Source organism: Nocardia sp. CDC153 (assembly GCF_035818515.1).
In the GTDB taxonomy this organism is placed as follows: domain Bacteria; phylum Actinomycetota; class Actinomycetes; order Mycobacteriales; family Mycobacteriaceae; genus Nocardia.
In genome coordinates, this window is the sequence record NZ_JAYKYU010000001.1 from 42,746 (window position 1) to 66,807 (window position 24,062).

Below are 24,062 nucleotides of genomic sequence, written 5' to 3' on the forward strand. Positions count from 1 at the left end.
CCTGCCCCTCGAATATCTCCGAATGGCAACGACATTCGGTGCCACAATGACATTCAGGGGTTGCATCCGGTGCCGTGACGTGCCGTGATGGTGGGGTGATCCTCACCGTGACGCTGAACCCCGCCTACGACATGACCTATCGGGTGGAGCATTTCGAGCGCGGCCGGGCGCAGCGGGTGCGCTCGGTGGATCAGCGGCTGGGCGGGCGCGGCATCAATGTCACCCGCGTGCTGAACCAGCTCGGGAAGTACGCGCGGGCCACCGGATTCGCCGACCACTCCTTCGCGGCGGCGGCCGAACTCGAGATGCCGGTGGACTTCGTGCACGCGCTGCCGTGGGTGCGGCGCACGGTGGTGATCAGCGAATCCGAGGACGGCACGGCCACCGCGCTGTGGGAGCCCGGGCCGCGCGTCACCGAACCGCATGCCGTCGACCAGCTGCGGGTGCGGGTCAACGGCATGCTCTCGGATATGAGCGGCCTGGTCATCGCGGGCTCGCTGCCCGGCGGGGTGAGCGCGGGCCTGCCCGCCGAGCTGGCCCGGACCGCCATTGCCGCGGGCGTGCCCACGGTCTGCGATTTCGACGGGCAGGCACTGGAATTGGCCGCGCGGGTGCCCGGGGTCGTGCTCACCCCCAATGTCGACGAGCTCGAGCGCCTCACCGGCCGCCCGGCGGGCACGATTGCGGAGATCCTCGCGGCGGTCGATCCCCTGATCGCCGACGGTGTGGGCGCGGTGATCGTGACCCGGGGCGGCGCGGGCATGGTGGCCGTCACCCCGACCCGGGCCTGGACCGCGGCCCTGCCGAAACCGCTGGCGGGCAACCCCACCGGCGCGGGCGACGCGGCCGTCGCCGCGCTGATCGCCGCGTTCGCCAATGACCGGAACCCGGATTGGCCCGCTGTCCTCGCCGACGCCGTCGCGACTTCCGCTGCCGCCGTGGTGATTCCGGTCGCGGGCGAGATCGACCGGGTGCTGCGGGACCGCCTGCTGCCCACCGTCCAGGTCCGCGAACTCGAACCGGTCGCGGCGCGGCCCTGAGGGGGCGAGCCGGATTGGCGGGGAGTGTTGTCGAATGGCCTGGGGGCTGGCGGCGTGGTGGGCGGGGTTAGGGGGTGATGCGGGGTTAGGTTGGGGGTGTGTCGGACCTAGATCTACAGCCCGACCGAGGGTCGGGCGTGGACGACAGATATCGAATGCCGCGGGCGGTGCGCGCGGCGCAGGTGCTCGCGCTGGGGTTGGCGGGCCTGGGGGTGATGTGTGTGGCGTCGTCGGGGTGGCTGTTGGGGACGCGGGCCGCGATCCAGACCGGGATACCGTTCGTCGCGGCCTTTCTGCTCGGTCTGGTCGCGTTGACCTTCAACTCGGAGGGCCAGTCGGTCCGCATCGCGGCGATTCTGGTGGCGGCCATGAACATGGTGTGGACGGTCCCGTCGATCACCGAATGGCAGCCGCCCGGTCCGCTGGGACCGCTGGTCTCACTGGCCGTGATCGTGTTGCTGTTTCGCAAGGAGGCCCGCGACTGGTTCGAGCCACCGGCCTGGTGGTGAGGTCGCGGTAACCGTGCCGGGTGTCCGGAAGTAACAACCGCGAAATCTTGTCCGCCGATTCGCAATCTGCGTGCAATTCCCGGCCCTTACCGTTGCCCTATGAGTTCGGAAGTCGCCACGGGAACGGGCATTCATATCAGCGGGCTGAGCAAGACCTTCCGCTCCGGGCGGCGTGTGGTGCAAGCGCTCGACAATGTCGATCTGCATACGGCGCAGGGGGCCTTCCTGTCGCTGCTGGGGCCGTCCGGCTGCGGCAAGTCCACCATCCTGCGCATTCTCGCGGATCTGGAGTCGCCGTCCGCGGGCACCGCCAAGATCAATGGCGAGACCCCCGCCGAGCTGCGGCGGCGACACGAGTTCGGCATCGCCTTCCAGGATTCGGCGCTATTGCCCTGGCGCAGTGTGGAATCCAATATCAAGCTGCCGCTGCAGGTGGCGGGCCTGCCCGTGGAGAAGGACCTGATCGCCGATCTGATCGCGCTGGTCGGTCTGGAGGGCTTCGAGAAGGCCAAGCCCGCGCAGCTCTCCGGCGGTATGCGGCAACGGGTTTCGATCGCCCGTGCGCTGGTGGTGAAGCCGACGGTTCTGCTGCTGGACGAGCCCTTCGGCGCGCTCGACGATATGACCCGGCAGCGACTGAACCTGGAACTGCTGCGCATCTGGACCGAGAAGCCCGCCACCACACTGATGGTCACGCACGGCATCGCCGAGGCGGTCTTCCTTTCCGATGTGGTGGCGGTGATGAGCCCGCGGCCCGGTCGCGTGGTGGAGGTGGTCGACATCGACCTGCCGCGGCCGCGCACCCCCGAGATGATGCGCTCGCCGGAGTTCCACAAGCTGCACGACCATCTGCTGGAACTGCTTTTCGGACGCAGCGGGCAGGGTGGGGTTGTGACGGAATGAACTGGGGCGCAATAAGAGAACGGTTCGCGATCACCCGGCTGGGCGGCCTGGCGGGCATCTTCGTGCTGGTCGCCGTGTGGACCCTGCTGGCCGAACTGCGCGTCGCGGGCGGCACCATCCCGAGCCCGTGGAATGTCGTGCACACCATGTACACCGACGGCTGGGCGCTCTACGGCCCGAACTTCCGCGTCACGGCCTGGGGCGCGCTGCAAGGGTTCGCGTGGGGCAATGCCCTCGCCATCGCGCTCGCGATCCTGGTGGTGCTGATTCCACCGATCGAAATGCTGGTCACCCAGCTGGCCATCCTGAGCTACTGCACGCCGCTGCTGGCCTTGGGGCCGATCATCCTGGTGGTCTTCGGCGGACGCACGCCGACCATCTTCCTGGCGGCCATGTACTGCTTCTTCACCACCATGGTCGGCACCGTGTCCGGGCTGCGGTCGGCCGATCGCACCAGCCTGGACCTGGTGCGGGCCTACGGCGGCGGCCGGTGGCAGCGGCTGCGGCGGGTACAGGTGATCGCCGCGCTGCCGAATACCTTGGCCGCCTTGAAGATCGCCGCGCCCTCGGCGGTGCTGGGCGCGATCATCGGCGAGTATCTGGGCGGCGTGGACAGCGGCATCGGCGTGGCCCTCACCGCCGCGCAGACCGCCTACAACGTGCCGCGCACCTGGGGCATGGCATTGGCCGCGGCGGCGCTGGCCGGGCTCGGCTACGCCCTGGTGGCGCTGGTCGCCCGGGTGGCGGTGCCGTGGACCCGAGCGGAGGCGTGATGAAGACCCTGAACCTGCTGCGCCCGATCGGCAGATTCCTGCTGCCGCTGGTGGTTTCGCTGATTCTGCTGGTGGTGCTGTGGTCGGGATTCCTGCAGCTGTACCCGCAGGTCGGACTGGTCGGCAAGAGTCCGGGCGACGTGTGGAACTACCTGGTGACCGGACCCACCTCCGACACCGCCCGCCGGGTGATCTTCGACGATATGCGAATCACCCTGAAGGACGCCCTCATCGGCTTCGGCTTCGGCCTGGGCGCGGCCCTGGTGGTGGCCGCGCTGTTCATCGGCATTCCGGCGGTGGCGCAGGCGTTCATGCCGGTGGCCATGCTGCTGCGGTCGGTGCCGCTGGTGGCCCTGACCCCGATCATCGTGCTGGTGTTCGGGCGCGGGCTGCTGGGCGTCACCGTCATGGCCGCCATCGTGGTGTTCTTCCCGGCCCTGGTGATGATCATGACCGGGCTGCGGTCGGCGCCGCGACAGGCCACGGAACTGGTGCTGGCCTACGGCGGCTCGAACTGGACCGCCATGCGCATGGTGGCCGTCCCGGCCGCGCTGCCCGCGGTGTTCGCGGCGGCGCGAATCTCGGTGCCGGGCGCGCTGATCGGCGCGTTGCTCGGCGAATGGCTGGGCAGCGGAACGGGATTGGGGGCCGGGCTGATCCGGGCGATACCCACCTTCCAGTACAACCGGCTGTGGGCCTCGATCGCCCTGGTCACCGTCGTGTCCGTCTTCGCCTACGCCGTGGTGGGCGTGCTGGAGAACCTGGTGCTGGCGCGCTTCGCGCCGGAGCGGGCCCGCGAATGACACAACGAGTTAACCTGCCGCATACAAATACCTGGTGAAAAGCAAAATATCGGAAATCGAAACCGCCTAGATTCTCCGCATGAGTGGTTTGTTCGGGCCGGTTCCGGCCTCGCAGTCGTCCATGGGCCGCCGGTCCTTCCTCCGATACGCCGGGCTCGCCGGCGCCGCGGTGGGTGGGGCCGGGGTGCTCGCCGCCTGCGGCAGCAGTTCCTCGGGCGGCGGCAATGGTTCCGTCGCGGACGGCTCCAAGTACGGGACCGTCGCGGTGCAGCTGTCGTGGCTCAAGAACATCGAATTCGCCGGTGAGTACTTCGCCGACTCCAAGGGCTATTACAAGGACGCCGGATTCGGGTCGGTGAACCTGGTCGCGGGCGGCGCGGCCAGCACCTCGGTGGAGGCCGGGCTGGGCACCGGCAAGATCTGGATCGGCATGTCCGCGCCGCAGACCACCGCGCCCGCGGTGCTGGAGGGGCTGAACGCCAAGATCGTCGGCACCACCTATCAGAAGAACCCCTTCTGCATCGTGAGCTCCGCGGCCAAGCCCATCAAGAACCCGCAGGACATGAAGGGCCGCAAGATCGGTGTGCAGGACACCAATCAGCTCATCTTCAACGCCCTGCTGACCGCCAATGGCATGACGCCCAGCGACGTCACCATCGTGCCCGCGCAATACGATCCGACCCCGCTGGCCAACGGCGAGGTGGACGGCTGGGTCAGCTACGCGACCAACGAGCCGATCACCTTGGCCTCCAAGGGCTTCCAGAACGTGAACTTCCTCTTCGCCGACTACGGGCTGCCGCTGGTGGCGGAGACGCTGACGGTCAGCCAGAAGACCATCGACACCGAGCGCGACAAGCTCAAGGCGTTCCTCATGGCGGAGGTCAAGGGCTGGAAGGACGCCGTCGCCAGTTCGGAGGAATCCGCGCGGCTGGCCGTCGAGGTGTACGGCAAGGATCAGCGGCTGGAACTCAAGGAACAGACGATGGAGGCGTCGGCGCAGAACGGACTGGTGGTGTCGGCCGATACCAAGGCCAACGGGCTGTTCACCATGACCGACGAGCTGATCGCGAACAATATCGCGGCGCTGGCCAAGGCCAAAATCGATATCAAGGCCGACAAGCTGTTCGACCTATCGGTGCTCAAGGAAATGTTCGCCGAGCACCCGGAACTCAAGGCGTGATCGGCTCGATCCCGCAGGTTCAGCGCACCAGCTGCACGTGCCGCTTGCCCTGACCCGGCGAGGCGGACAGCGGCTCGGCCGAGGTCCCGTTGCGCACCGCCAACAGTTCGGCGGCAATGGCGACGGCGGTCTCGGCCGGGGTGCGCGCCCCCACGTCCAGACCGGCGGGCGAGTGCAGGCGGGCCAGGGTGTCGTCGCTGAAGCCGCCCGCCTGCAGGGCCTCCAGCCGATGCGCGTGCGACGCCGGGGTACCCAGGGCGGCCAGGTACCCCAGCTCCGGTAGTCGCAAAGCCACGGTGAGCAGCGGGATTTCGAACTTCGGGTCGTGCGAGAGCACCACCATCGCGGTGGTGGAGTCGATCTCGCCCGCGGACGCCAGGGTGTTCAGGTAGCGGTGCGGCCAGTCCACCACCACCTCACAGCCCGGATAGGCCGCCGCGTTGGCGAAGGTCGGGCGGGCGTCGACAATGGTGACGCGGTAGCCGAGCAGCTTGGCCTGGGTGGCCAGCGCGCCCGCGAAGGTGTTGGCGCCCACCAGGATCAGATGCGGCGGCCGGGCGAAGGAGGAGACGAACACGTCCGAGTCCGGCAGCGAGACCAGTTCGGTGCCGTGTTTGCGGTCGGTGACCAGATGCTGGCCGATCACGTCCGGGTCGGAGTGCCACACCACCGTGAACACGGTGACCTGCCGCTGCGCCGCGATATCGGCTGCGACATCCGGGAATTCGGGGAAATGCCGCCGCGAGAACGGTTCGATGAAGACGTCCAGGGTGCCGACGCAGTCCATTTGCGCGTCCAGCCCGGTGCCCGGCCCGAACCGCTGCAGCCCGCGCCGCCCGGTTCGCGCGGACTCCACCGCGGCCTCGTAGGCGGCGGCCTCCGCGCAGCCCGCCGAGATCGAACCGAAGGCCCGACCGTCCGCGTCCACCACCATGGCCGAACCGATCGGCACGGGGGTAGCCCCTTGGGTCCGAACCAGAGTCGCCAACCCACCCGTCCGACCGCTGTGCCACACCCGGAGAAGGTCGTCGATGATTTCCCGCATCACATGCTCCCGATCACCGTGCGCTGCCCGCCGGGTAGTCCCGATCGATCCCCGTTGCGAGGTCATCGCACGTGACGCACACCATATCCGCTCGTTGCCTTAAATAAGTGCCCGCCCCCGATTTTCGCTCCGCACCCGAGCACACCCCGGCCGCTCCACCGATCCCGGCCGCAGCCTTCCGCGGGTGGGAATTCCCCACCGCACTGTTCCGCGCGGCGATAGTCCCCGTCGCAAGAACTGGATCCCCCGGTGACGGCCACCCCGGCCACACCCCGGTGCCCGACGTTTGCGGGCGCGGCCGGGCACCGGCCGCGAGCGCCATTCCAGCGCGGCGTTCGGGGTTCACGCGAGCAGGGTAATCCCACCCGCCGAGGTTCGCTGATCAAGTGACCACTATCGATTGCCCGATCGCTCCCGCCGCATGAGAGATCCCGTCGGCGGGGCTCAGCAGCCGAAGCCGAGGCGGTGGAGATCCTCTTGAATCCGGTCCGGCAGGACCACCGATTCGCGGCGGCAGCGGGCCAGGGCCTCGACGAGTTCCGCGCGGACCTGATCGGCCAGCCTGATGCCCATGCTCTCGTAGAGGAGTAGGGATTTCAGCAGCAGATCGCAGGGCCGCCAGTGCGCGCCCCCGGAGCGCAGGGCGATGTAGGCCAGGGCGCGCAGGACGTCCGCCTCGCCGTGCGGGTCGCGGGTGCGGCGGGTGAGCTCGAGGGATTCGGCGTAGAACTCCTGGGCGGCATCGAGATCGCCGACATCGCGTTCGAGGTGGCCCAGGCCGCGCAGGGCGTCGGCGCGCAGCAGGTGGTCGCCGATCTCGGCGCCGATGGTCAGCGCCTTCGTCAATTGGGTTCTGGCGGTGTCGAATTCGCGGGATTCGCGCGAGACGCTGCCCAGGCCCCACAGCGACCAGCCCAGGCTGTAGGTGTCGCCGATCTCGCCCGCGATGCGCAGGGCGTCGAGGTAGTAGCGGTGGGCGATGGCGCGGTCGCCGCCCATGCGCTCCATATGGCCGAGACCGCGCAGGGCGTCGCCCTCGAATTTCGCGTTCTCCAATTGCCGTGCCATGCCGAGCACGTCGGAGTAGGCGATGCGGGCGCGGTCGTAATCGCCGCGGTGCCTGGTGATATCGGCCAGACCCCACAGGGTGGCGGCAATGCGCTGGGTGTCGTCGAGGGCGGTGGCGATGTCGTGGGCCTCCTGGAAACAGGCGGCGGCGGTCTCGTAGGCGCACGCGCGGCGGTGCAGGGTGCCCAGTTCGAAGAGGATGTCGCAGGCGGTGCTGCGGTCGTCGGCGTCGCGGGCAATGGCCAAGGCGCGGAACAGGAGTCCGCGCGCGTCGGAGAGGTGACCGAGTTCGGAAAGGTACGCGCCCAGCAGTCGGGCCAGCTCGCCGGTGCCGCGCTCGGAACCGGTGACCCGGACACAGCCCAGCAGCAATTCGCGCTCCCGGGCGAGCCAGGCCCGCGCCCGCTGCGTCGCACCGGTCGGGTCCGGGGCGAGCGGGGCCGGGAAACTGCCCGCCGACTCGTAGGGCTGTTGCACCCCGGCCTGGCGCGCCACGCTCAGACAATGCCGCACCAGCCGCCCCACCGCGGCGGCGTGCTCGCTCGGCAGATCCGCGGTGTCGGCCTTCACCCGGGCGAAAAGCTTTGTCACATCGTGGATTCGGTAGCGCTGGCCGTTCGGCCCGGCCTCGGCCGGATCCAACAGCCCCACCTCGAAGATCTGCCGGATCAGCCCGTACGCCTGCGCCTGCGGCACACCCACCATGGGTGCGAGGGTCTCGGCGGTGATCTCGGTGCCCGGGAACCAGCCCAGCAAGCGCACGCAACGCTGCAACTCCGGGTCCGGCAGCCGCTGATAGGACAGTTCGAAGGCCGCGCGCAGCGTTTCGCCCTCCGCGGAGAACAGATCCAGGGCCCGTTCCACCAGCGAATCCTCGGTGCCGTCGCCCGGACCCTGCCGCATCCGGTCGGCCAAGCGGGTGAACTCGGCCGCCGCCGCGCCCAGCAGATCCGGCCCCTGATAGGCGATCTGGCCCGCGATCAGGCGGATGGCCAGCGGCAGCCCGCCCGCCGCCCGCAACACCAGCCGCGCCGCGTCGACATCGTAATCCGGTGGCAGATGGGCGAATTCGACGAGCAACTCCTCCGCCTCGGATGGTTCCATGGCATCGAGCTGCAACGGCACCGCCCCGGTCAGCCCGGTCAGCTTGTGCCGACTGGTGATGAGCACGAAGCTGTCGCGCGCCTCCGGCAGCAGCGCCCGGACCTGTTTGGAATCGAGCACATTGTCGAACACGATGAGCGCGCGCCGATCCCGCATCTCGTGCCGCCAGCGCGCGGAGCGATGCGCGGTGTCGGGCTGGATGGTCTCCGGCGGCACCCCCAACTTCAGCAGCACCTGTTCCAGTACTCCGGCGGGTGTGCGGGGCGGCCGTCCGTCGGTGTGCCCGTGCAGGTTCTCCCAGATGATCCCGTCCGGATAGCGGTCCCCGAAGGTCTCCACCACCCACCGCGCGAGCGCCGTCTTGCCCACCCCCGCGAGCCCGTTCACCACGTGCACGCCCGGACCGCGCGCCGTCAGATGCGCCTCGATCCGCTCCCGCAACAGCCGCTGCGGCTCGGTGCGACCCACGAAAGGCGCCAGCCCGCTGGGGAATCCATTGTCCGCGGCGGCGGGCAGCGCCGTGGTCCGCCGCGCCACCACCGCCCGATACGCGGCCACCTCCGCGCTCGGCATGTGCGCCAGATCCGCGGTATCCACCAGTTGGTCCCAACTGGTTCGATAGATGACCGCCAGATTCTTCAACACCTCCAGGGTCGGCCGCGGATGCACCCGCCCCGCCCCGCGCGCCCCCGGCCACGACTCGTACTCCGAAATCCGCGCCGCCTTCATCGGCGCACTCGGCTTCCCCGTCAGCCGATTGAACTCCGCCGCCACATACTGCTGCGTGAACTCGTTCGCCAGCCGCCACGCCTTCCGCGGCCGACACCCCCGATACCGCAATTCGGCCACCAGCGGCTCCAGAAGTTCGTTCTCCCGCAACCCGATCCCCAGTAAAATCCCCCGAAGTTCCTTCCGCGCCTCGGCCCCCAGCGCATCCCCCTCCCCATTCCGCCGCCCGGCATTCTTCTCGTCCACGGTCTCACCCCCGCCGTTGTGAACATTTCCTTGGTACCGCGCGGGTTTCGGCTGGTCAAGGGCCTGTGATGTGCCAAGAATTCGCGAAACCCCATGGGATCGAATGTCGCTCGTCCGCTCGCGATCATTGAGTGACCGAAAAACAACGGGCACGGGGGACGGGTCCGCGGTCAGTAAAGGGACGGATCGATGGCAATTCAGGATTTCGACTGGCTGATCTCCAGCGACAAGGCCGATGAAGTCGCCTTCCGGGTGGACGTGCCGGGAGAGGATCGGGGGCGGTGGGTGCTGTCCTATCTGCCGACCTATCGGAGGTTGTCGCGTGACGAAGCGATCGTGGGGCTACGGCTCGCGGAGATGATCCTCATCGGATTGTCCAGTCCGGCAGGGGAATTCGACGCAGAGGTCGCGACGCTGCACGCCGAGATGATCGGGGTGACCGTCACCGACGTCATGTGCTGGCTGGCCCTGCGCGCGGCGGGGCGGGATCGAGAGGTCGATCGCGACGAGGAGGCCGAATCGATCCGGTCGGCGAGCTGAGGGGTGCTCGTCGGCCCCGGAGCTGCCGGCCGATAACGAAAGGTGAGGCCCCGCACCGGGTTCGGTGCGGGGCCTTCGCGTGTTCGAGGGTTGGGTGAGTCAGAACAGGATCAGGGCGGCGAGCAGGCCCGTGAGGGCGAGGGTTTGGAGCGCGACGCGGGCGTTGAGGATGCTGTCCCACTTGGTCTGGAGCGCACGGGCGTTGGGCGGGATGACGCCGGTTTGGGCGGCGGTGGTCTGGGCGGTGTTGATCGGCTTGGCGATGCGGACGTAGCAGGCCAGCCAGGTGAGCAGGGCGGCGAGGGCGATGGCGGCGGCGATGGCCGCGGCGAGGTGTCCGGTGGCAATGGCCAGTCCGAGGGTGAGGACGGCGGTGATGACGCCGCCCGCGCCGAAGAGGGGCATGCGCTTGTCGCCGTAGTAGTGGCCCCATCCGGCGCTGATCGTGACGGTGGCGTCGTCCAGGTGGTCGCGGTAGACCGACCGGGTAACGAGGGCGACGGACCAGTCTGTGCCGTAGACGACGGCATTGGCGAGAACGGCGAGGGCGGCGAGGATTTGGCCGGTCAGGACGAGCATCGGGGTGTCTCTTTTCATCGAATCTAGCGTCGCTAGGAATTGAAGCAACGATAACAGCGAATGGGCTAGCTTGTCTAGCGCCGCTAGATTTCACGGTTCGAGTGCGACCGATTGGTCTGAAATGCCTACCCCGGTGGCTCGCCTCACAACTATCAAGATCACAATGATCTGTGAAGGTGCTCACATCTGGACGGCCGTCGGCGCGTCACGCACCGGTGGCTCCCGTCACGCAAGCAGTACGGGCGTTATGTAAAACTGCACGTCAGGGCTACTGGCAAGTAGATTCCGCCGCTGCTATTCGCAAGCAAATTTCGCAGCATTAGCAAAATGCTGGTGAAAGCTAGCGGGGATTCACACTTGCAACAGGTAGACGGACATTTTTTCCTGTGCCATCGTGTGGAAGTACACAGCGCAGGCCTAGCAAGCCTGCAAATTGCCGCTCCAGCAGTGGTCGAATATCCGAGGCTCCCCAGCCCTCGATTCGACCGGCGGGGCTACCGAGACCGAACGAAGAAGTGGAGTCAGAGATGTCGAAGGTCGGCACCCCGAAGACCGCTGCGGAAATCCAGCAGGACTGGGACACCAACCCCCGCTGGAAGGGCGTCACCCGCAACTACACGGCCGATCAGGTCGTCAAGCTGCAGGGCACCGTCGTCGAGGAGCACACCCTCGCTCGTCGTGGCGCCGAGATCCTCTGGGATCTGGTCAACAACGAGGACTACATCAACTCCCTCGGCGCCCTCACCGGCAACCAGGCCGTGCAGCAGGTGCGCGCGGGCCTGAAGGCCATCTACCTCTCGGGTTGGCAGGTCGCCGGTGACGCGAACCTGTCCGGCCACACCTACCCGGACCAGTCGCTGTACCCGGCCAACTCGGTTCCGGCCGTGGTCCGCCGCATCAACAACGCGCTGCTGCGCGCCGACGAGATCGCCAAGGTCGAGGGTGACACCTCGGTCGCCAACTGGCTGGCCCCGATCGTCGCCGACGCCGAGGCCGGTTTCGGTGGCGCCCTGAACGCCTACGAGCTGCAGAAGGCCATGATCGCCTCCGGCGCGGCCGGCGTGCACTGGGAGGACCAGCTGGCGTCGGAGAAGAAGTGCGGCCACCTGGGCGGCAAGGTGCTCATCCCCACCCAGCAGCACATCCGCACCCTGACCTCCGCGCGTCTGGCCGCCGACGTCGCCGACGTGCCGTCGGTGATCATCGCCCGCACCGACGCCGAGGCCGCCACCCTCATCACCTCCGATGTGGACGAGCGTGACCGCGAGTTCCTGGACGGCACCCGCACCGCCGAGGGCTTCTTCGGTGTGAAGAACGGCATCGAGCCCTGCATCGCGCGTGCCAAGGCCTACGCCCCCTACGCCGACCTGATCTGGATGGAGACCGGCGTGCCGGACCTCGAGGTCGCGCGCAAGTTCGCCGAGGCCGTCCGCGGCGAGTTCCCGGACCAGCTGCTGGCCTACAACTGCTCGCCGTCCTTCAACTGGAAGGCGCACCTGGACGACGCGACCATCGCGAAGTTCCAGCGTGAGCTGGGCGCCATGGGCTTCAAGTTCCAGTTCATCACCCTGGCGGGCTTCCACTCGCTCAACTACGGCATGTTCGACCTGGCCTACGGCTACGCCCGCGAGGGCATGACCGCCTTCGTCGACCTGCAGGAGCGCGAGTTCAAGGCCGCCGCCGAGCGTGGCTTCACCGCGATCAAGCACCAGCGTGAGGTCGGTGCCGGCTACTTCGACACCATCGCCACCACCGTCGACCCCAACACCTCGACCGCCGCGCTGAAGGGCTCCACCGAAGAGGGCCAGTTCCACTGAGCCACCCGAAGCGGCTCGGTGTGAACAGCTGAGCCACTTCAGGTTCCGAGGCACACCCAAGGCGGCAGTCGCATCACACCTTCCGCCGCCGCGGGACCTCAGGACTCGCCGAGAGGGATGGCAAGCCCCTCTCGGCGAGTCCACCCCGCCCTTCCCGTCGACAGCCCCGGCGGGGAGGGCATTTCCTTAATAACGATTTTCGTAAGACCGTTTTTCGACGGACGCGATTCGAGACCTTAAGAAGGCGCAGGGTCGTTCAGTTATACGACGCCTTCATCCACAGCCACGACGGCCAAAACAGCAGGAGCGGGACGTGAGCAGCGAAAAGATTCAGCGCGTCGGCATCATCGGTGCCGGACAGATGGGCGCGGGTATCGCGGAGGTGTGCGCGCGGGCGCATGTCGACGTCCTCGTGTTCGAACAGACCCGCGAGCTCGCCGCCGCCGGGCGTGCCCGCATCCTGCGGTCGCTGGACCGCGGGGTGTCCAGCGGAAAGATCACCGAGCGCGAGCGCGAGCAGGCCGCCTGGCGGCTGCGCTTCACCAGCGACCTCGGCGATTTCGCCGACCGCCAGCTGGTGGTCGAGGCCGTCGTGGAGAACGAGGACGTGAAGACCGCGATCTTCGCCGAACTCGACAAGGTTGTCACCGATCCGAACGCGGTGCTGGCCTCCAACACGTCGTCGATCCCGATCATGAAGATCGCGGTCGCCACCAACAACCCGGAGCGGGTCGTTGGCATGCACTTCTTCAACCCGGTGCCGGTGCTGCCGCTGGTCGAGCTGGTCACCACCCTCAAGACCACCGAGACCGTCACCAAGCGCGCCGAGCAGTTCGCCGCCGACGTGCTGGGCAAGCAGGTCGTGCGCTCGGCCGACCGCTCCGGTTTCGTGGTCAACGCGCTGCTGGTGCCGTACCTGCTCTCGGCCATCCGCATGGTCGAATCCGGTTTCGCCACCAAGGAAGACGTCGACAAGGCCATGGTGCTGGGCTGTGCCCACCCGATGGGCCCGCTGGCCCTGACCGATCTGGTCGGCCTCGACACCGTGAAGTCCATCGCCGACTCCATGTACGAGGAGTTCAAGGAGCCGCTCTACAGCGCGCCCCCGCTGCTCATGCGCATGGTCGAGGCCGGTCTGCTGGGCAAGAAGGCCGGCGCCGGCTTCTACCAGTACAACCGCGCGTGACCCGAGCCTTCATGGCGTAACGATGCGCTCACGCGGGTGGTCGCGTGAGCGCATCGTGTTTCTTCACCACAGGTGCACGCCGCTGGGCATGTGGGGCGTCCACCGCAACCGGGCATAAGCTGCAAACAGGTCGTTCGGGACCGGCAGCTCGGAAGGAGTGCTCGTTCAGATGGTCAACATCACCGACGGGTTCGGGTCCAGCATCCTGGGCTATCCGCGGATCGGTCCGCATCGTGAACTCAAGCGCGCGCTCGAGTCTTATTGGCACGGCACGCTGTCGCGCGACGAGCTCATCGCCGTCGGGCGCGACATTCAGGAGAGCCAGTATCTGGAGCTGGCCGCCACCGGGTTGACGCAGGTCCCCGGCAACACCTTCTCGTTCTACGACCACATTCTCGACAACGCGCTGCTGTTCGGCGCGGTCCCCAAGCGGTTCGAGCCCTTCCGAGAAGACTTGCACCCCTTGGACTTCTACTTCCTGATGGCCCGCGGGCGACCGGATCTGCCGCCGCTCGAGCTGGTCAAGCTGCTGAACACGCCGTACCACTACCGCCAGCCCGAACTCGACACCGACACCGAATTCTCGCTGCACCCCGAGGCGCTGCTGGACGAGTTCGACCGCGCCAAGGCCGCCGGGATCGAACTGCGCCCGGTGGTGCTGGGCCCACTGTCGCTGCTGCTGTTGTCCAAGACCGGACACGTGCCCGGCCAGACCGAATTCGACAAGCTGGTGCTGCTGGACAAGCTGCTACCGGTGTACGAGGAGCTGTTCGAGATCCTCGCCAAGCGCGGCGCGACCTGCGTGCAGCTCGACGAGCCCTGCTTCACCAGCGACCGCTCGCCCTCCACCATGGAGCTGTTCGAGAAGACCTACCAGCAGCTGTCCAAGGCCCCGCTGCGCCCGCGCATGCTGGTCACCGGACAGTACGGCGACTTCGGCGAGGCCGTCGAAATCCTGTGCCGCACTTCGGTGGAGGCCATCGGCCTGGACCTGGCCAGCCACCGGGTGGTGCCCGAGGAACTGGCCAAGATCCCGGGCATCCGCCGCAAGCGCCTCTACGCGGGCGTCATCAGCGGCACCAATGTGTGGCGCGCCGACCGCTACGTGACGCTGGAATACCTCAACGCACTCGCCCAGGTCTGCCCCGACATGGTGGTCTCGACCGGCTCGACCCTGCTGCACGTGCCCTACGACGTGCTCGTCGAATACGAGCTCGAGGGCAATGTCGCCGACCGTCTCGCCTTCGCCAAACAGAAGGTGCTGGAAGTGGTTTCGCTGGCCAAGGCGCTCACCGAGGGCCCCTCGGAGAAGTGGCGCAAGCGCCCGACCTCGGTGCACTTCAAGCAGAAGCACGCGGTGCGCCAGCGGGTCTACGCCATCACCGATCAGATGCGCGTGCGTGAGCCCTATGAGACGCGAAAGATCGCGCAGCAGGCCAAGCTTCGGCTGCCGCTGGTGCCCGCCACCACGCTGGGCTCCTTCCCGCAGACCGAGGCGGCCCGGCAGGCGCGCCACGATCTGGGCCAGGGCAAGCTGTCCTACGACGACTACCGCAAGCGCATCGAGGCCGAGATCGAGTCGACCATTCGCCTGCAGGAGGACATCGGCCTGGATGTGCTCGTGCACGGCGAGCACGAGCGCAACGACATGATCCAGTACTTCGCCGAGCTGCTGGACGGCTTCGCCACCACCCACTTCGGCTGGGTGCAGGTGTACGGATCCCGTTGTGTGCGACCGCCGATCGTGTACGGCGACGTGTCGCGGCCCGAGCCGATGTCGGTGTCGTGGACCACCTACGCGCAGTCGCTGACCGACAAGCCGGTCAAGGGCATGGTCACCGGCCCGGTCACCATGCTGGCCCGCTCCTTCGTGCGCCAGGACCAGCCGCTCTACGAGACCGCCGACCAGGTGGCGCTGGCCATTCGCGACGAGGTCGTGGATCTGGAGAAGGCGGGCATCGCCATCATCCAGGTGGACGAGCCCTCCATCCGCGAGCTGCTGCCGCTGCGCAAGAAGGGGCAGGCCGAATACCTGCGCTGGGCCGTCGGCGCGTTCAAGCTGGCCACCTCCGGTGTCAAGCCGGAGACCCAGATCCACACGCACATCGGCTATTCCAGCCGCACCGACGTGGTGGCCGCCATCGAGGAACTCGACGCCGACGTCACCGCCATCGTGGCGACCCGCTCGATCGAGTGGGTGCTGGCGGCGCTGAAGGAGGACTGCGCCGAGGGGCGCGGCCTCACCCACGGCGTCGGCCCGGGTGTCTACGAATCGCGCTCGGCGCGCATTCCCGACATCGACGAGCTCGACGAATTGCTGACCGCCGCGGCCGAAGCCGTCACCCCGGAGCGGCTGTGGGCCAATCCGGACGGTGGCCTGAAGACTCGCCACCACTGGCAGCTCGATCCGTCGTTGCGCAACCTGGTCGCGGCCGCCCGTCGCGTCCGCCGTCGGGCCGAGGCCGCCGCCAGCGAAACCGCCTGAGGCGCAGGCTCTTACGGGTGTAGGCCCCGGTTCGATCGACAGATCGGACCGGGGCCTGCTTCATGCTCAGCGCAGCGCGCTGCGTGCCGTCGGCGCCAATCGCAGCACCGTCTCGGGAACGGTGAGCCGCTTGTCGAGCTGCGGGCGAATATCGTTGTTCCACAGCGGATCGCGCGACAGCGCCGCCAGTTGCTCCGTCCGCCGCTCGGCATCGGGGAACAGCGCGAACCACACGAAAACCCGCTCTCCCTCCCGAACCGGTAGCCGGGGAAAGTCATTGGGCGCGGGCTCGGTGCGGTAGCGGCCCGCCGGGTCGATTCCGGCCGCGCGCAGGACCGGAGCGACGCGGGTGTCGAAGAACTCGGCGAACTCGTCGATCGAACCCTCGGGGTGGTAGACGGTGGCGTCGACGCGGGCGGGCGGCAGGGCGGTCGCGTCGCGGGTCGGGCGGTCCGCCGGGACGCGCAGTTCACCGCCCGGGATCGGCCGCAACAGCAGTACGTTGTCGCTGTCGACCATGGTGGATCGGGCGGTCTCCGCGTGTGTGCGCCAGGTCTCGCTCTCCACGTAGAAGCCGTTCAGCATTGTCCACCGGGTCGCCATGTCGGTGTAGGCGCGCAGCCAGACGAAGCGGTCCGGATCGTCCTCGACCCGGAACTGTCCGAGCAGCCGGCAGCCCAGGGCCTCCTGCGCCTCGATGAACTCGCGATCGAACAGGTCGATCAGCGTGTCTCGGCTGCCGGGGTGCAGCGTGTAGTAACGCAGTTCCAGTACCGGCCAGGTGCTCTCGCTCATGACTCCACGGTCGCATCGGGCGTCGGCGCACAGAAGTGGCCTGAATGACTGTTTCCGTGAATATCTGGCCATGATCGCGGCATCACGAAACGGTCATGATGGCCGGATTAACGTGCGTGCCACAGGCTTTCGAGAAAGGGGCGGAGATGGATCCGACGGGTAAGGGTGATCAGCCGGTGGATGATCCGGAAACCGAAAAGCAGTGGTACGACTCGTACAACCAGAAGGGTGACGAGGTGACCCAGGACCCGCCCTGGAAGACGGGGCGCTGACGCCGCCGACGGAAAATTGTCGGTGGGGGTCGTTACGGTGTGGTCGTGAACCGCACGGATCGGCTCTACGCGATTGTCGAGGAGTTGCGGGCGGTGTCGCCGCGCCTGCGCACCGCACGGGAATTGGCGCGCCGGCACGGGGTGAGCGTGCGCACGGTCGAGCGCGATATCAGCGCGCTGCAGCAGTCGGGGGTGCCGATCTACGCCGATGTGGGCCGCCGCGGCGGGTACGCGCTGGAGAAGAGCATGTCGCTGCCGCCGTTGAACTTCACCGCGGCCGAGGCGGTGGCGCTGGCGGTCGCGGTGGCGCGCGCCGAGGACGGGCCCTTCGCGGCGGCCGGGCGCAGCGCCCTGCGCAAGATCCTGGCCGCCATGTCGCGCCAGAATGCCGCTGCCGCACGGGAATTGGCGGAGCGGGTGCGAATCCTGGAGTCCCCGGACGCGGCCGCCCCGATGCCGATCCCGCCGGAGGTGGAGCAGGCGGTGCTGGCGCGGCGGGTGCTGCGCATCGAATATCTGGATCGGGCGGGCGTGCTCAGCGCGCGCGAGGTGGAGCCGGTGGCGCTGCTGCACGGCAGCAATGGCTGGTACCTGCTGGCCTGGTGCCGCCTGCGCGACGAGCCACGCAACTTCCGGCTCGATCGGATCAAAGCCATCGAGCTGACCGAGTGGGTGGGCCCGGAGCGGTCCATCGATATGTGCCGACCGGAGGAGGCGGTGCACGAGGTGCGGATGATCTCGCTCGGCTAGGCGGAAAAGATCGGAAACACCGACAGGGGGTTGTCGCCGGGCGGGGAGATCGTGGTGGGGCAAGGCAATCCACCAGGACTTTCGGGAGACAGACATGACCACTCCGCCCTTCAACACCGTCGCCTGGTTCCAGGTCGGCAGCAATGAACCCGAACAGGTGAAGGCGTTCTACGCCGAACTCTTCGGCTGGAACTTCGCCCCGGATCCGGACGAGGACGGAAAATACGACATCGTCACGTACCCGGGCAGCGATATGCCCGCGGGCGGCATCGCGCATCAGGACGACGCGTCCGGCAATCACGCCATCTTCTACGTTCTGGTCCAAGATGTTCCGGCCATTCTGGCCGCGGCCGAGAAGGCGGGCGGCAAGGTGTTCGTGCAGCCCGTGACCGCCAAGAACGGCCTGGTCTTCTCCGAGCTGCTCGATACCTCGGGCAACCGCTTCGGCATTTTCAGCCCGCCGCCCGGAAACTGAGCGGCACCGGTCGCGGTTAGCCTGTCACCGAAGCGTTTTCGATGACAGGAGTGTGGATCGTGGGCATGTTCGATCAGTTCAAGGATGTGGCGGGTAAGGCGGCGGAGCTGGCGGGCCAGCACGCCGACAAGCTGGAACCCCTGATCGACAAGGCCGGCGATCTGATCGACGAGCGGACCGAGGGCAAGTTCGCCGATGCGGTGGACAAGGTGCAGGACGCCGCCAAGAAGGCGTTGCACGAACAGGCGGGGCAGTAGCGCGAAGGCTCGGCCACCCCGTGTCCGGGGACGCTGGAAGTGTATTCGCGCCGACACAGCGGCGCCGGCGCGAATACCCGGGCCTCACATGGTGGCGGCGTCGATGACGAAGCGATAGCGCACATCGGAGGCGACCACGCGGTCGTACGCCTCGTCGATGCGGTCCGCGGAGATCACCTCGATCTCCGCGCCGATGCCGTGCGCGGCGCAGAAGTCCAGCATCTCCTGGGTCTGCGGAATGCCGCCGATCATGGAACCCGACAGCGACCGGCGGAAGCCCGCCAGCGTGGAAGCCCGCACGGTGTAAGGGTTTTCGGGTAGGCCGAGCACCACCAGGCTGCCGTCCAGCTTCAGCAACCGCAGGTAATCCTCGATCGGCAGATCGGCGGACACCGTATTGATGATGAGATCGAAGGAGTTGCGCAGCTTCTTGAAGGTCTCGCGCTCGCTGGTCGCGTAGTAGTGGTGCGCGCCGAAACGCACCCCGTCCTCCTGCTTGGACAGCGAGTGGCTCAGCACGGTGACCTCCGCGCCCATGGCGGCCGCGATCTTCACCCCGACGTGCCCGAGCCCGCCCATGCCGATGATCGCGACCTGCTTGCCGGGCCCGGCGTTCCAGTGCCGCAGTGGCGAGAACAGGGTGATGCCCGCGCACAGCAGCGGCGCGGCCACATCCAGTCCGATGCCCTCCGGAATGGACAGCACGAAGCCCTCGGTCACCACGATCTGCGTGGAGTAGCCGCCGAGCGTGCGCCCGCCCGCCTGCTGCGACTCCGGCACCGGGGTGTTGTAGGTCCAGATCGCGGCCCGGGTGCAGTACTGCTGTTCCCCGGCCAGGCAGGGCTCGCACTCACCGCACGAGTCGACCAGGCAGCCCACGCCGACGCGGTCGCCGACCCGGTGCCGCGTCACCGCGGATCCGACCGCGGTGACGATTCCGGCGATCTCGTGCCCGGGCACGCACGGGTAGGCGGTGCCCTTCCACTCGTTGCGGGCGGTGTGAATGTCGGAGTGGCAGATGCCCGCGTATTTGACGTCGATCAGCACGTCGTGCGGTCCGAGCTCGCGGCGTTCGATGGCGATCTTCTCGAAGGCCCCGTCCGGGGCGGATACGGCATATGCGGCAGCTGTGCTCATGCACTCATGCCTACTCCCGCATTCCGGCGGGCACCAACCGGGGTCGGATATATCATCCCGGCGCGGCGCGGCGGGCCCCCTGGCAAACGGTCGGCATGCTGGCACGATGGCGATACTGCTCTCCCTGATCTCGATGTGCGCCACACTGATCGGCGGTCTGATCGCGGCTCGCATCGGTGACCGCAAGCGCCTGGTGCTCGGGCTGGCCGCGGGCGTCATGCTCGGCGTGGTGGCTTTCGACCTCATGCCGGAATCGCTCGAGGCGGACGACCGGATCGTGCTCGGCGTGCCCGTTCCGCTGCTGGCCGCGGTGGTCGGCTTCTTCACCGTCCACATCATCGAGCGGTCCATGGCCCTGCACACCGGCTACGAGGACGAGTACGTCGCCCACCGGCACGGACACGATTTCAGCTCGCTCGGGCTGCTGGCCGCGAGCGGACTGATCTTCCACAGCACGCTGGACGGGCTGAGCATCGGCTTCGGCTTTCAGGCGGGCGCGGCGGTCGGCGCGGCCGTGGCCATCGCGGTCATCTGCCACGACTTCGCCGATGGTTTCAATACTTTCACCCTGACCACGCTCTACGGCAATGCCCGGCGGCGGGGCCTGATCATGCTGGGACTGGACGCGATCGCGCCCGTGGTCGGCGCGGTGATCGGTACGCTGGTACAGGTCCCTACCGAACTGGTCGGGCTGTATCTCGGTTATTTCGCGGGATTCCTGCTCTATCTCGCGACGGCCGATATCCTGCCCGAGGCGCACGCGGGCAAACCGGCCAGGGGACCGCTGGTGTGCACACTGGCGGGCGTGCTGCTCATGCTGTTCGTGGCGGCCCTGAGCCACTGAACGACACTGAGCAACCGAATGGCAGTACTGCGTCACCGAAAGTAGCGTCGGGAGGGCCCGTGGACGACGGCACACGTCGAGGCAGGAGTGGCGGCCGGATACTGGCCCTGTTCGTCGCCGCGGTCCTCGCCCTCACCGGATTCCTCTGCTACCGAGGCGAATTGCCGCGCTGGCCCTTCGCCGACGACGCCACCACGGCCAGCCTCAGCGGCCCCGAACTGCCGCCCCTGGATGTCGAGCTGGTCTCCCGCGTGGCCGAACCGTCCCTGGTGAACATCACCGCGGGCATTCGCCCCTACGGTCTGGGCGCGGCCGGGTCCGGCATCGTGCTGACCGCCGAGGGCGAGGTGCTCACCAGCCATCACGTCATCAAAGGCGCTGACACCGTGACGGTTTCGGACATCGGCACCGGCGCGACCTACACCGCCACCGTCGCCGGATACGACGCCGGGGCCGATATCGCCCTGCTGGACCTGAACGGGGCCGGCGGCCTGCCGATCGCCCATATCGGCAGCTCCGCCCCGCTGCACCTGGGCGACGACGTGCTGGCCATCGGCAATGCGGGCGGCACCGGCTCACCGACCGCGGTCGGCGGCTCCATCACGAATCTGGATTCGGCCATCGTGGCCCGCAATTCGGCCGACCTGTCGCGAAAGTCCCTGCACGGCATGATCGAAGTGGCGGCCGCGGTGGCCGCCGGGCAGTCCGGCGGCGCGCTGGTCGACCGCTACGGCGCGGTCATCGGCGTCATCACCGCCGCGTCCGGCGATCTGCAGAAGACATTGGGCAAGGGCCCCAACGGTTATGCCGTCCCCATCGACACCGCCATGAACGTGGTGCGCCAGATCCGTTCCGGCACACCGACCGACACCGTGCACATCGGCCCCACCGCGACCCTGGGCATCCTGACCTCCGACGCCCGGCCCACCGGCGCGCACATCGACGTGGCCATCTACGGCCAGCCCGCCTACGCGGCCGGACTGGTCGACGGCGAGACCATCACCGCCCTCGACGACCGCCCCATCGCCAACTCGCAAATGCTGAAAGCCGCACTCAACGCCCATAGACCGGACGATGTGGTGCGGCTCGAGGTCAGCGACGCCGACGGCGGACACCGGACGGTGAGCGTGACGCTCACCGTCGGCCCGCCCAACTAGAACTTGCTGTTCCAGTACGACTGGAACTGGATGTACACGATCAGGATGACCACCGCGTAGAAGATGGCGATCAGCGTCCAGCGCCACTCCACGAGAATCTGCAGCAGCCCGCGCGAGCGGCCGAACAGCAGTCCGGTCACGATGGCGAACATGGCCGGGGTCACCGCCCACACCACCATGCACCACGGGCACAGCGCGTGAATCTCGAAGGTGGCGTCCCAGACCAGCCAGCCGATGGCGGCCACGCCGAGCAACAGACCCAGCCACATGCCGCCGAAGAACCAGCGCGGCAGCGAGATTCCGACCACCAGCAGCACGCCGATGGTGACGAATACCGAGAAGCCGACCACACCGATGATCGGATTGGGGAATCCGAACAGCGACGCGGACTTGGACTCCATGACCGTCGTGCACGACAGGGTGGCGTCGATGCTGCACATCGGCTTGTAGTTCGGCTCGGTGAGCGATTTGAACTTCTCGACCAGCAGCGTCACCGACGCACCCCAGCCGATCAACGCACCCAGCAGCAGCGGCCAGGCCGAGCGGGGGCCAGCGGAGATCATCACTTGGCCGCGTTGTCGATCGCGGAGGTGATGCCGCCGGGGGTCATGAGCACGCGGGAGTCCTGGATCTGGGTGCCGTTCACATACACCGCCGGGGTGCCCTGCACGCCCGCGTCGAAGGTGGCCTGCGTCTCGTCCGCCACGTACTTCAGGTACTTGCCGTCGCGAATGTCCTGTGCGATGGCGGGATCGGTGTACCCGGCGTCGGCCGCGATCTTGATGAGCTGGTCGTCGGTCATGCCGTTGCCGTTCTCGGCGGGCTGCTGGGCGAACATGGCGGCGAGCCAGCCCTGGAACTTGGCCGGATCGGCGGAGCCGACCACGTAAGCGGCATTGGCGGCGCGAGTCGAGAACTTGTTGCCCTTCGACATCCGGTCCAGGAACGAGATGACGTTGTACTCGACCACCGCGCTGCCGTCGGTGGCCGCCTTGGTCAGCGCGTCGGAGTTGGCCTTCTCGAAGGTGGCGCAGATCGGGCACTGCATATCGGCCACGATCTGGACGGTCACCTTCTTCTTGCCGCCCGGCGCGGGCGAGTTCGGGTCACCGACCCGAATGGCGCCGCCCGCCGTGACATTGGGCGGGATCGCGCCCGCGCTCGCATCGTGCTTGACGACCGGGGCGAAGGAGGTCGAGGCGGCCGACGGCTTGTTCTTGTTGTCGTCGGAGTGGCGCAATGCCAGGGTGATGCCGATGGCGGCGATCAGACCGATCAGTACGACGGCCACGCCCACCTGGATGAAGATCTTCCGATTGCGTTCGGCCTGTGCGGCCTTCGCCAGCGGGTTCTTTCCCGTCGGTTTCTTGCTCACCTCTGCGCCACCACGCCTTCCGTTCGTCCACGACTCGTGCGCGCCCATCTTCACCCGTGAACCTGAGAGATTCCTGGATATGGACGCCCCGAGTCGTGTGGCGTGTAATTCACCCCTGCTGCAGACGCTTTTTCTGCTCGGCGATATCGAAGTCCGCGGGCGGCCAGTCCAGCTTCAGGCCCTGCAGCGCGTCGATGAGCAATTCGGTGACGGCCAGGCGCGCGTACCACTTGTGATCGCAGGGCAGGACGTACCAGGGGGCGTATTCGGTATTGGTGCGATCCAGAACCGCCTGGTACGCCTCTTGGTACTGCGGCCAGTAGGCGCGCTCGTCGATATCGCCCGGATTGAACTTCCAATACTTGTCGGGCCGTTCCAGGCGTTGCATGAGCCGCTTCTTCTGCTCGTCCAGCGAGACGAACATGGCCACCTTCACCACGGTGGTGCCGTCGTCGACGAGTTTGCGCTCGAACTTGTTGATCTCGTCGTAGCGCTTGCCCCACACCTCCGGCGCGACCAGGTCGTGCACCCGCACCACCAGCACGTCCTCGTAGTGCGAGCGATCGAACACGCCGATCTGCCCGCCCCGGGGCAGCTGCTTGCGAATTCGCCACAGGTAGTGGTGCTTGCGCTCCTCGGCGGTCGGCACCCCGAAGGCCGCGTGATCGACACCCTGCGGATCCACCGACCCGATCACATGCCGCACGATGCCGCCCTTGCCGGCGGTATCCATGCCCTGCAGCACCAGCAGCACACTGCGGTTGTCACCGGAACGGCCATTGGCGTAGAGCTTTTCCTGCAGATCCGACAACACCGTCGCGCGCTCGGCGAGCAGGGCCTCCCCGGCCTTCTTGTCGCCCTTGAATCCGGGAGTCGCGGATGTATTCAAATCGTTCACCTGGACGCCATCGGCACGCAGTGCCTTGGTGACCGGTTTAGACCAGGATGTCGCCTTCGCCATCAGTCATGGCTAGCACACGCGGGGGAGCCGCG

Annotated in this window: 24 protein-coding genes; 16 read left to right on the top strand and 8 right to left on the bottom strand. The window is 67.6% G+C overall.

The annotated features are described in order from the left end of the window. Positions 1 to 74: 74 nt before the first annotated feature. The 6 genes from VMT65_RS00215 to VMT65_RS00240 all read left to right on the top strand — a co-directional run bounded on the left by VMT65_RS00215 (position 75) and on the right by VMT65_RS00240 (position 5,208). Positions 75 to 1,040 (top strand): hexose kinase, encoded by a 966-nt coding sequence (locus VMT65_RS00215; RefSeq protein ID WP_326305797.1) that lies wholly within the window; start codon positions 75 to 77, stop codon positions 1,038 to 1,040. Between the two features lie 137 nt (positions 1,041 to 1,177). Continuing rightward, positions 1,178 to 1,549, top strand: a complete 372-nt coding sequence (locus VMT65_RS00220; RefSeq protein ID WP_326305799.1) for a hypothetical protein — start codon at positions 1,178 to 1,180, stop codon at positions 1,547 to 1,549. A gap of 99 nt (positions 1,550 to 1,648) precedes the next feature. After that, entirely contained in the window at positions 1,649 to 2,452 is an 804-nt protein-coding gene (locus VMT65_RS00225; protein WP_326305801.1) for an ABC transporter ATP-binding protein, read from the top strand. After that, the gene (locus VMT65_RS00230; protein WP_326305803.1) at positions 2,449 to 3,225 is read left to right on the top strand and encodes an ABC transporter permease; all 777 of its coding nucleotides are present in this window, start codon (positions 2,449 to 2,451) and stop codon (positions 3,223 to 3,225) included. The genes VMT65_RS00225 and VMT65_RS00230 overlap by 4 nt, the downstream gene beginning before the upstream one ends. Continuing rightward, positions 3,225 to 4,028: an ABC transporter permease gene (locus tag VMT65_RS00235; RefSeq protein ID WP_326305805.1), complete on the top strand. Its 804-nt coding sequence runs from the start codon at positions 3,225 to 3,227 to the stop codon at positions 4,026 to 4,028. Before VMT65_RS00230 ends, VMT65_RS00235 begins: the two co-directional genes overlap by 1 nt. Positions 4,029 to 4,107: 79 nt before the next feature. Further along, entirely contained in the window at positions 4,108 to 5,208 is a 1,101-nt protein-coding gene (locus VMT65_RS00240; RefSeq protein ID WP_326305807.1) for an ABC transporter substrate-binding protein, read from the top strand. Positions 5,209 to 5,227: 19 nt separating this feature from the next. Here VMT65_RS00240 and VMT65_RS00245 read toward each other — a convergent pair whose 3' ends face one another. Beyond that, the gene (locus tag VMT65_RS00245; RefSeq protein WP_326305808.1) at positions 5,228 to 6,253 is read right to left on the bottom strand and encodes an XdhC family protein; all 1,026 of its coding nucleotides are present in this window, start codon (positions 6,251 to 6,253) and stop codon (positions 5,228 to 5,230) included. 444 nt (positions 6,254 to 6,697) lie between these two features. Next, positions 6,698 to 9,400, bottom strand: coding sequence for a tetratricopeptide repeat protein (locus VMT65_RS00250; RefSeq protein WP_326305810.1), 2,703 nt, complete (start codon positions 9,398 to 9,400; stop codon positions 6,698 to 6,700). A 189-nt stretch (positions 9,401 to 9,589) separates the two neighbouring features. On the opposite strand from VMT65_RS00250, the gene VMT65_RS00255 reads away from it, so the two are divergent. Beyond that, positions 9,590 to 9,940, top strand: a complete 351-nt coding sequence (locus VMT65_RS00255; RefSeq protein ID WP_326305812.1) for a hypothetical protein — start codon at positions 9,590 to 9,592, stop codon at positions 9,938 to 9,940. Positions 9,941 to 10,039: 99 nt separating this feature from the next. On the opposite strand, the gene VMT65_RS00260 is transcribed toward VMT65_RS00255, so the two are convergent. Next, entirely contained in the window at positions 10,040 to 10,537 is a 498-nt protein-coding gene (locus tag VMT65_RS00260; protein WP_326305813.1) for a DUF1772 domain-containing protein, read from the bottom strand. 509 nt (positions 10,538 to 11,046) lie between these two features. Between VMT65_RS00260 and aceA the strand changes: the two genes are divergently transcribed. The 3 genes from aceA (at position 11,047) to metE (ending at position 16,007) form a co-directional block, all read left to right on the top strand. Beyond that, entirely contained in the window at positions 11,047 to 12,336 is a 1,290-nt protein-coding gene (gene aceA / locus VMT65_RS00265; protein ID WP_326305815.1) for an isocitrate lyase, read from the top strand. Positions 12,337 to 12,649: 313 nt separating this feature from the next. After that, positions 12,650 to 13,522 (top strand): 3-hydroxybutyryl-CoA dehydrogenase, encoded by an 873-nt coding sequence (locus tag VMT65_RS00270; protein ID WP_326305817.1) that lies wholly within the window; start codon positions 12,650 to 12,652, stop codon positions 13,520 to 13,522. Between the two features lie 169 nt (positions 13,523 to 13,691). Then, positions 13,692 to 16,007, top strand: coding sequence for a 5-methyltetrahydropteroyltriglutamate--homocysteine S-methyltransferase (metE, locus tag VMT65_RS00275; RefSeq protein ID WP_326305819.1), 2,316 nt, complete (start codon positions 13,692 to 13,694; stop codon positions 16,005 to 16,007). Positions 16,008 to 16,073: 66 nt separating this feature from the next. Here metE and VMT65_RS00280 read toward each other — a convergent pair whose 3' ends face one another. Then, a complete protein-coding gene (locus VMT65_RS00280; RefSeq protein WP_326305821.1) occupies positions 16,074 to 16,802 on the bottom strand; it encodes an NIPSNAP family protein in 729 nt (242 codons plus the stop codon). Between the two features lie 146 nt (positions 16,803 to 16,948). Here VMT65_RS00280 and VMT65_RS00285 point away from each other — a divergent pair, with 146 nt between their 5' ends. The 4 genes from VMT65_RS00285 (at position 16,949) to VMT65_RS00300 (ending at position 18,556) form a co-directional block, all read left to right on the top strand. After that, the gene (locus tag VMT65_RS00285) at positions 16,949 to 17,074 is read left to right on the top strand and encodes a hypothetical protein (RefSeq protein WP_326305823.1); all 126 of its coding nucleotides are present in this window, start codon (positions 16,949 to 16,951) and stop codon (positions 17,072 to 17,074) included. 45 nt (positions 17,075 to 17,119) lie between these two features. Next, positions 17,120 to 17,824 (top strand): helix-turn-helix transcriptional regulator, encoded by a 705-nt coding sequence (locus VMT65_RS00290; RefSeq protein ID WP_326305824.1) that lies wholly within the window; start codon positions 17,120 to 17,122, stop codon positions 17,822 to 17,824. 94 nt (positions 17,825 to 17,918) lie between these two features. Further along, on the top strand, positions 17,919 to 18,299 hold the full coding sequence (locus tag VMT65_RS00295) for a VOC family protein (protein WP_326305826.1): 381 nt from the start codon (positions 17,919 to 17,921) through the stop codon (positions 18,297 to 18,299). A gap of 41 nt (positions 18,300 to 18,340) precedes the next feature. Then, positions 18,341 to 18,556 carry an antitoxin gene (locus tag VMT65_RS00300; protein WP_326305828.1) on the top strand — a complete coding sequence of 72 codons (216 nt, stop codon included), beginning with the start codon at positions 18,341 to 18,343 and terminating at the stop codon, positions 18,554 to 18,556. Positions 18,557 to 18,640: 84 nt separating this feature from the next. On the opposite strand, the gene VMT65_RS00305 is transcribed toward VMT65_RS00300, so the two are convergent. Beyond that, positions 18,641 to 19,693, bottom strand: a complete 1,053-nt coding sequence (locus tag VMT65_RS00305) for an NAD(P)-dependent alcohol dehydrogenase (RefSeq protein WP_326305830.1) — start codon at positions 19,691 to 19,693, stop codon at positions 18,641 to 18,643. Positions 19,694 to 19,799: 106 nt separating this feature from the next. On the opposite strand from VMT65_RS00305, the gene VMT65_RS00310 reads away from it, so the two are divergent. Then, positions 19,800 to 20,537, top strand: a complete 738-nt coding sequence (locus VMT65_RS00310; protein WP_326305832.1) for a ZIP family metal transporter — start codon at positions 19,800 to 19,802, stop codon at positions 20,535 to 20,537. Positions 20,538 to 20,596: 59 nt separating this feature from the next. Further along, on the top strand, positions 20,597 to 21,694 hold the full coding sequence (locus tag VMT65_RS00315) for a S1C family serine protease (protein WP_326305834.1): 1,098 nt from the start codon (positions 20,597 to 20,599) through the stop codon (positions 21,692 to 21,694). Here VMT65_RS00315 and VMT65_RS00320 read toward each other — a convergent pair. From VMT65_RS00320 to VMT65_RS00330, 3 genes are all read right to left on the bottom strand, one after another. Further along, positions 21,691 to 22,257, bottom strand: a complete 567-nt coding sequence (locus VMT65_RS00320; RefSeq protein ID WP_326307380.1) for a vitamin K epoxide reductase family protein — start codon at positions 22,255 to 22,257, stop codon at positions 21,691 to 21,693. The two genes, VMT65_RS00315 and VMT65_RS00320, sit on opposite strands and share 4 nt — an antisense overlap. Next, complete coding sequence (locus VMT65_RS00325; protein ID WP_326305836.1) at positions 22,257 to 23,069, bottom strand: DsbA family protein; 813 nt, start codon at positions 23,067 to 23,069, stop codon at positions 22,257 to 22,259. The genes VMT65_RS00320 and VMT65_RS00325 overlap by 1 nt, the downstream gene beginning before the upstream one ends. A gap of 109 nt (positions 23,070 to 23,178) precedes the next feature. Continuing rightward, entirely contained in the window at positions 23,179 to 24,030 is an 852-nt protein-coding gene (locus VMT65_RS00330) for a polyphosphate kinase 2 family protein (protein WP_326305838.1), read from the bottom strand. Between the last annotated feature and the right edge of the window lie 32 nt (positions 24,031 to 24,062).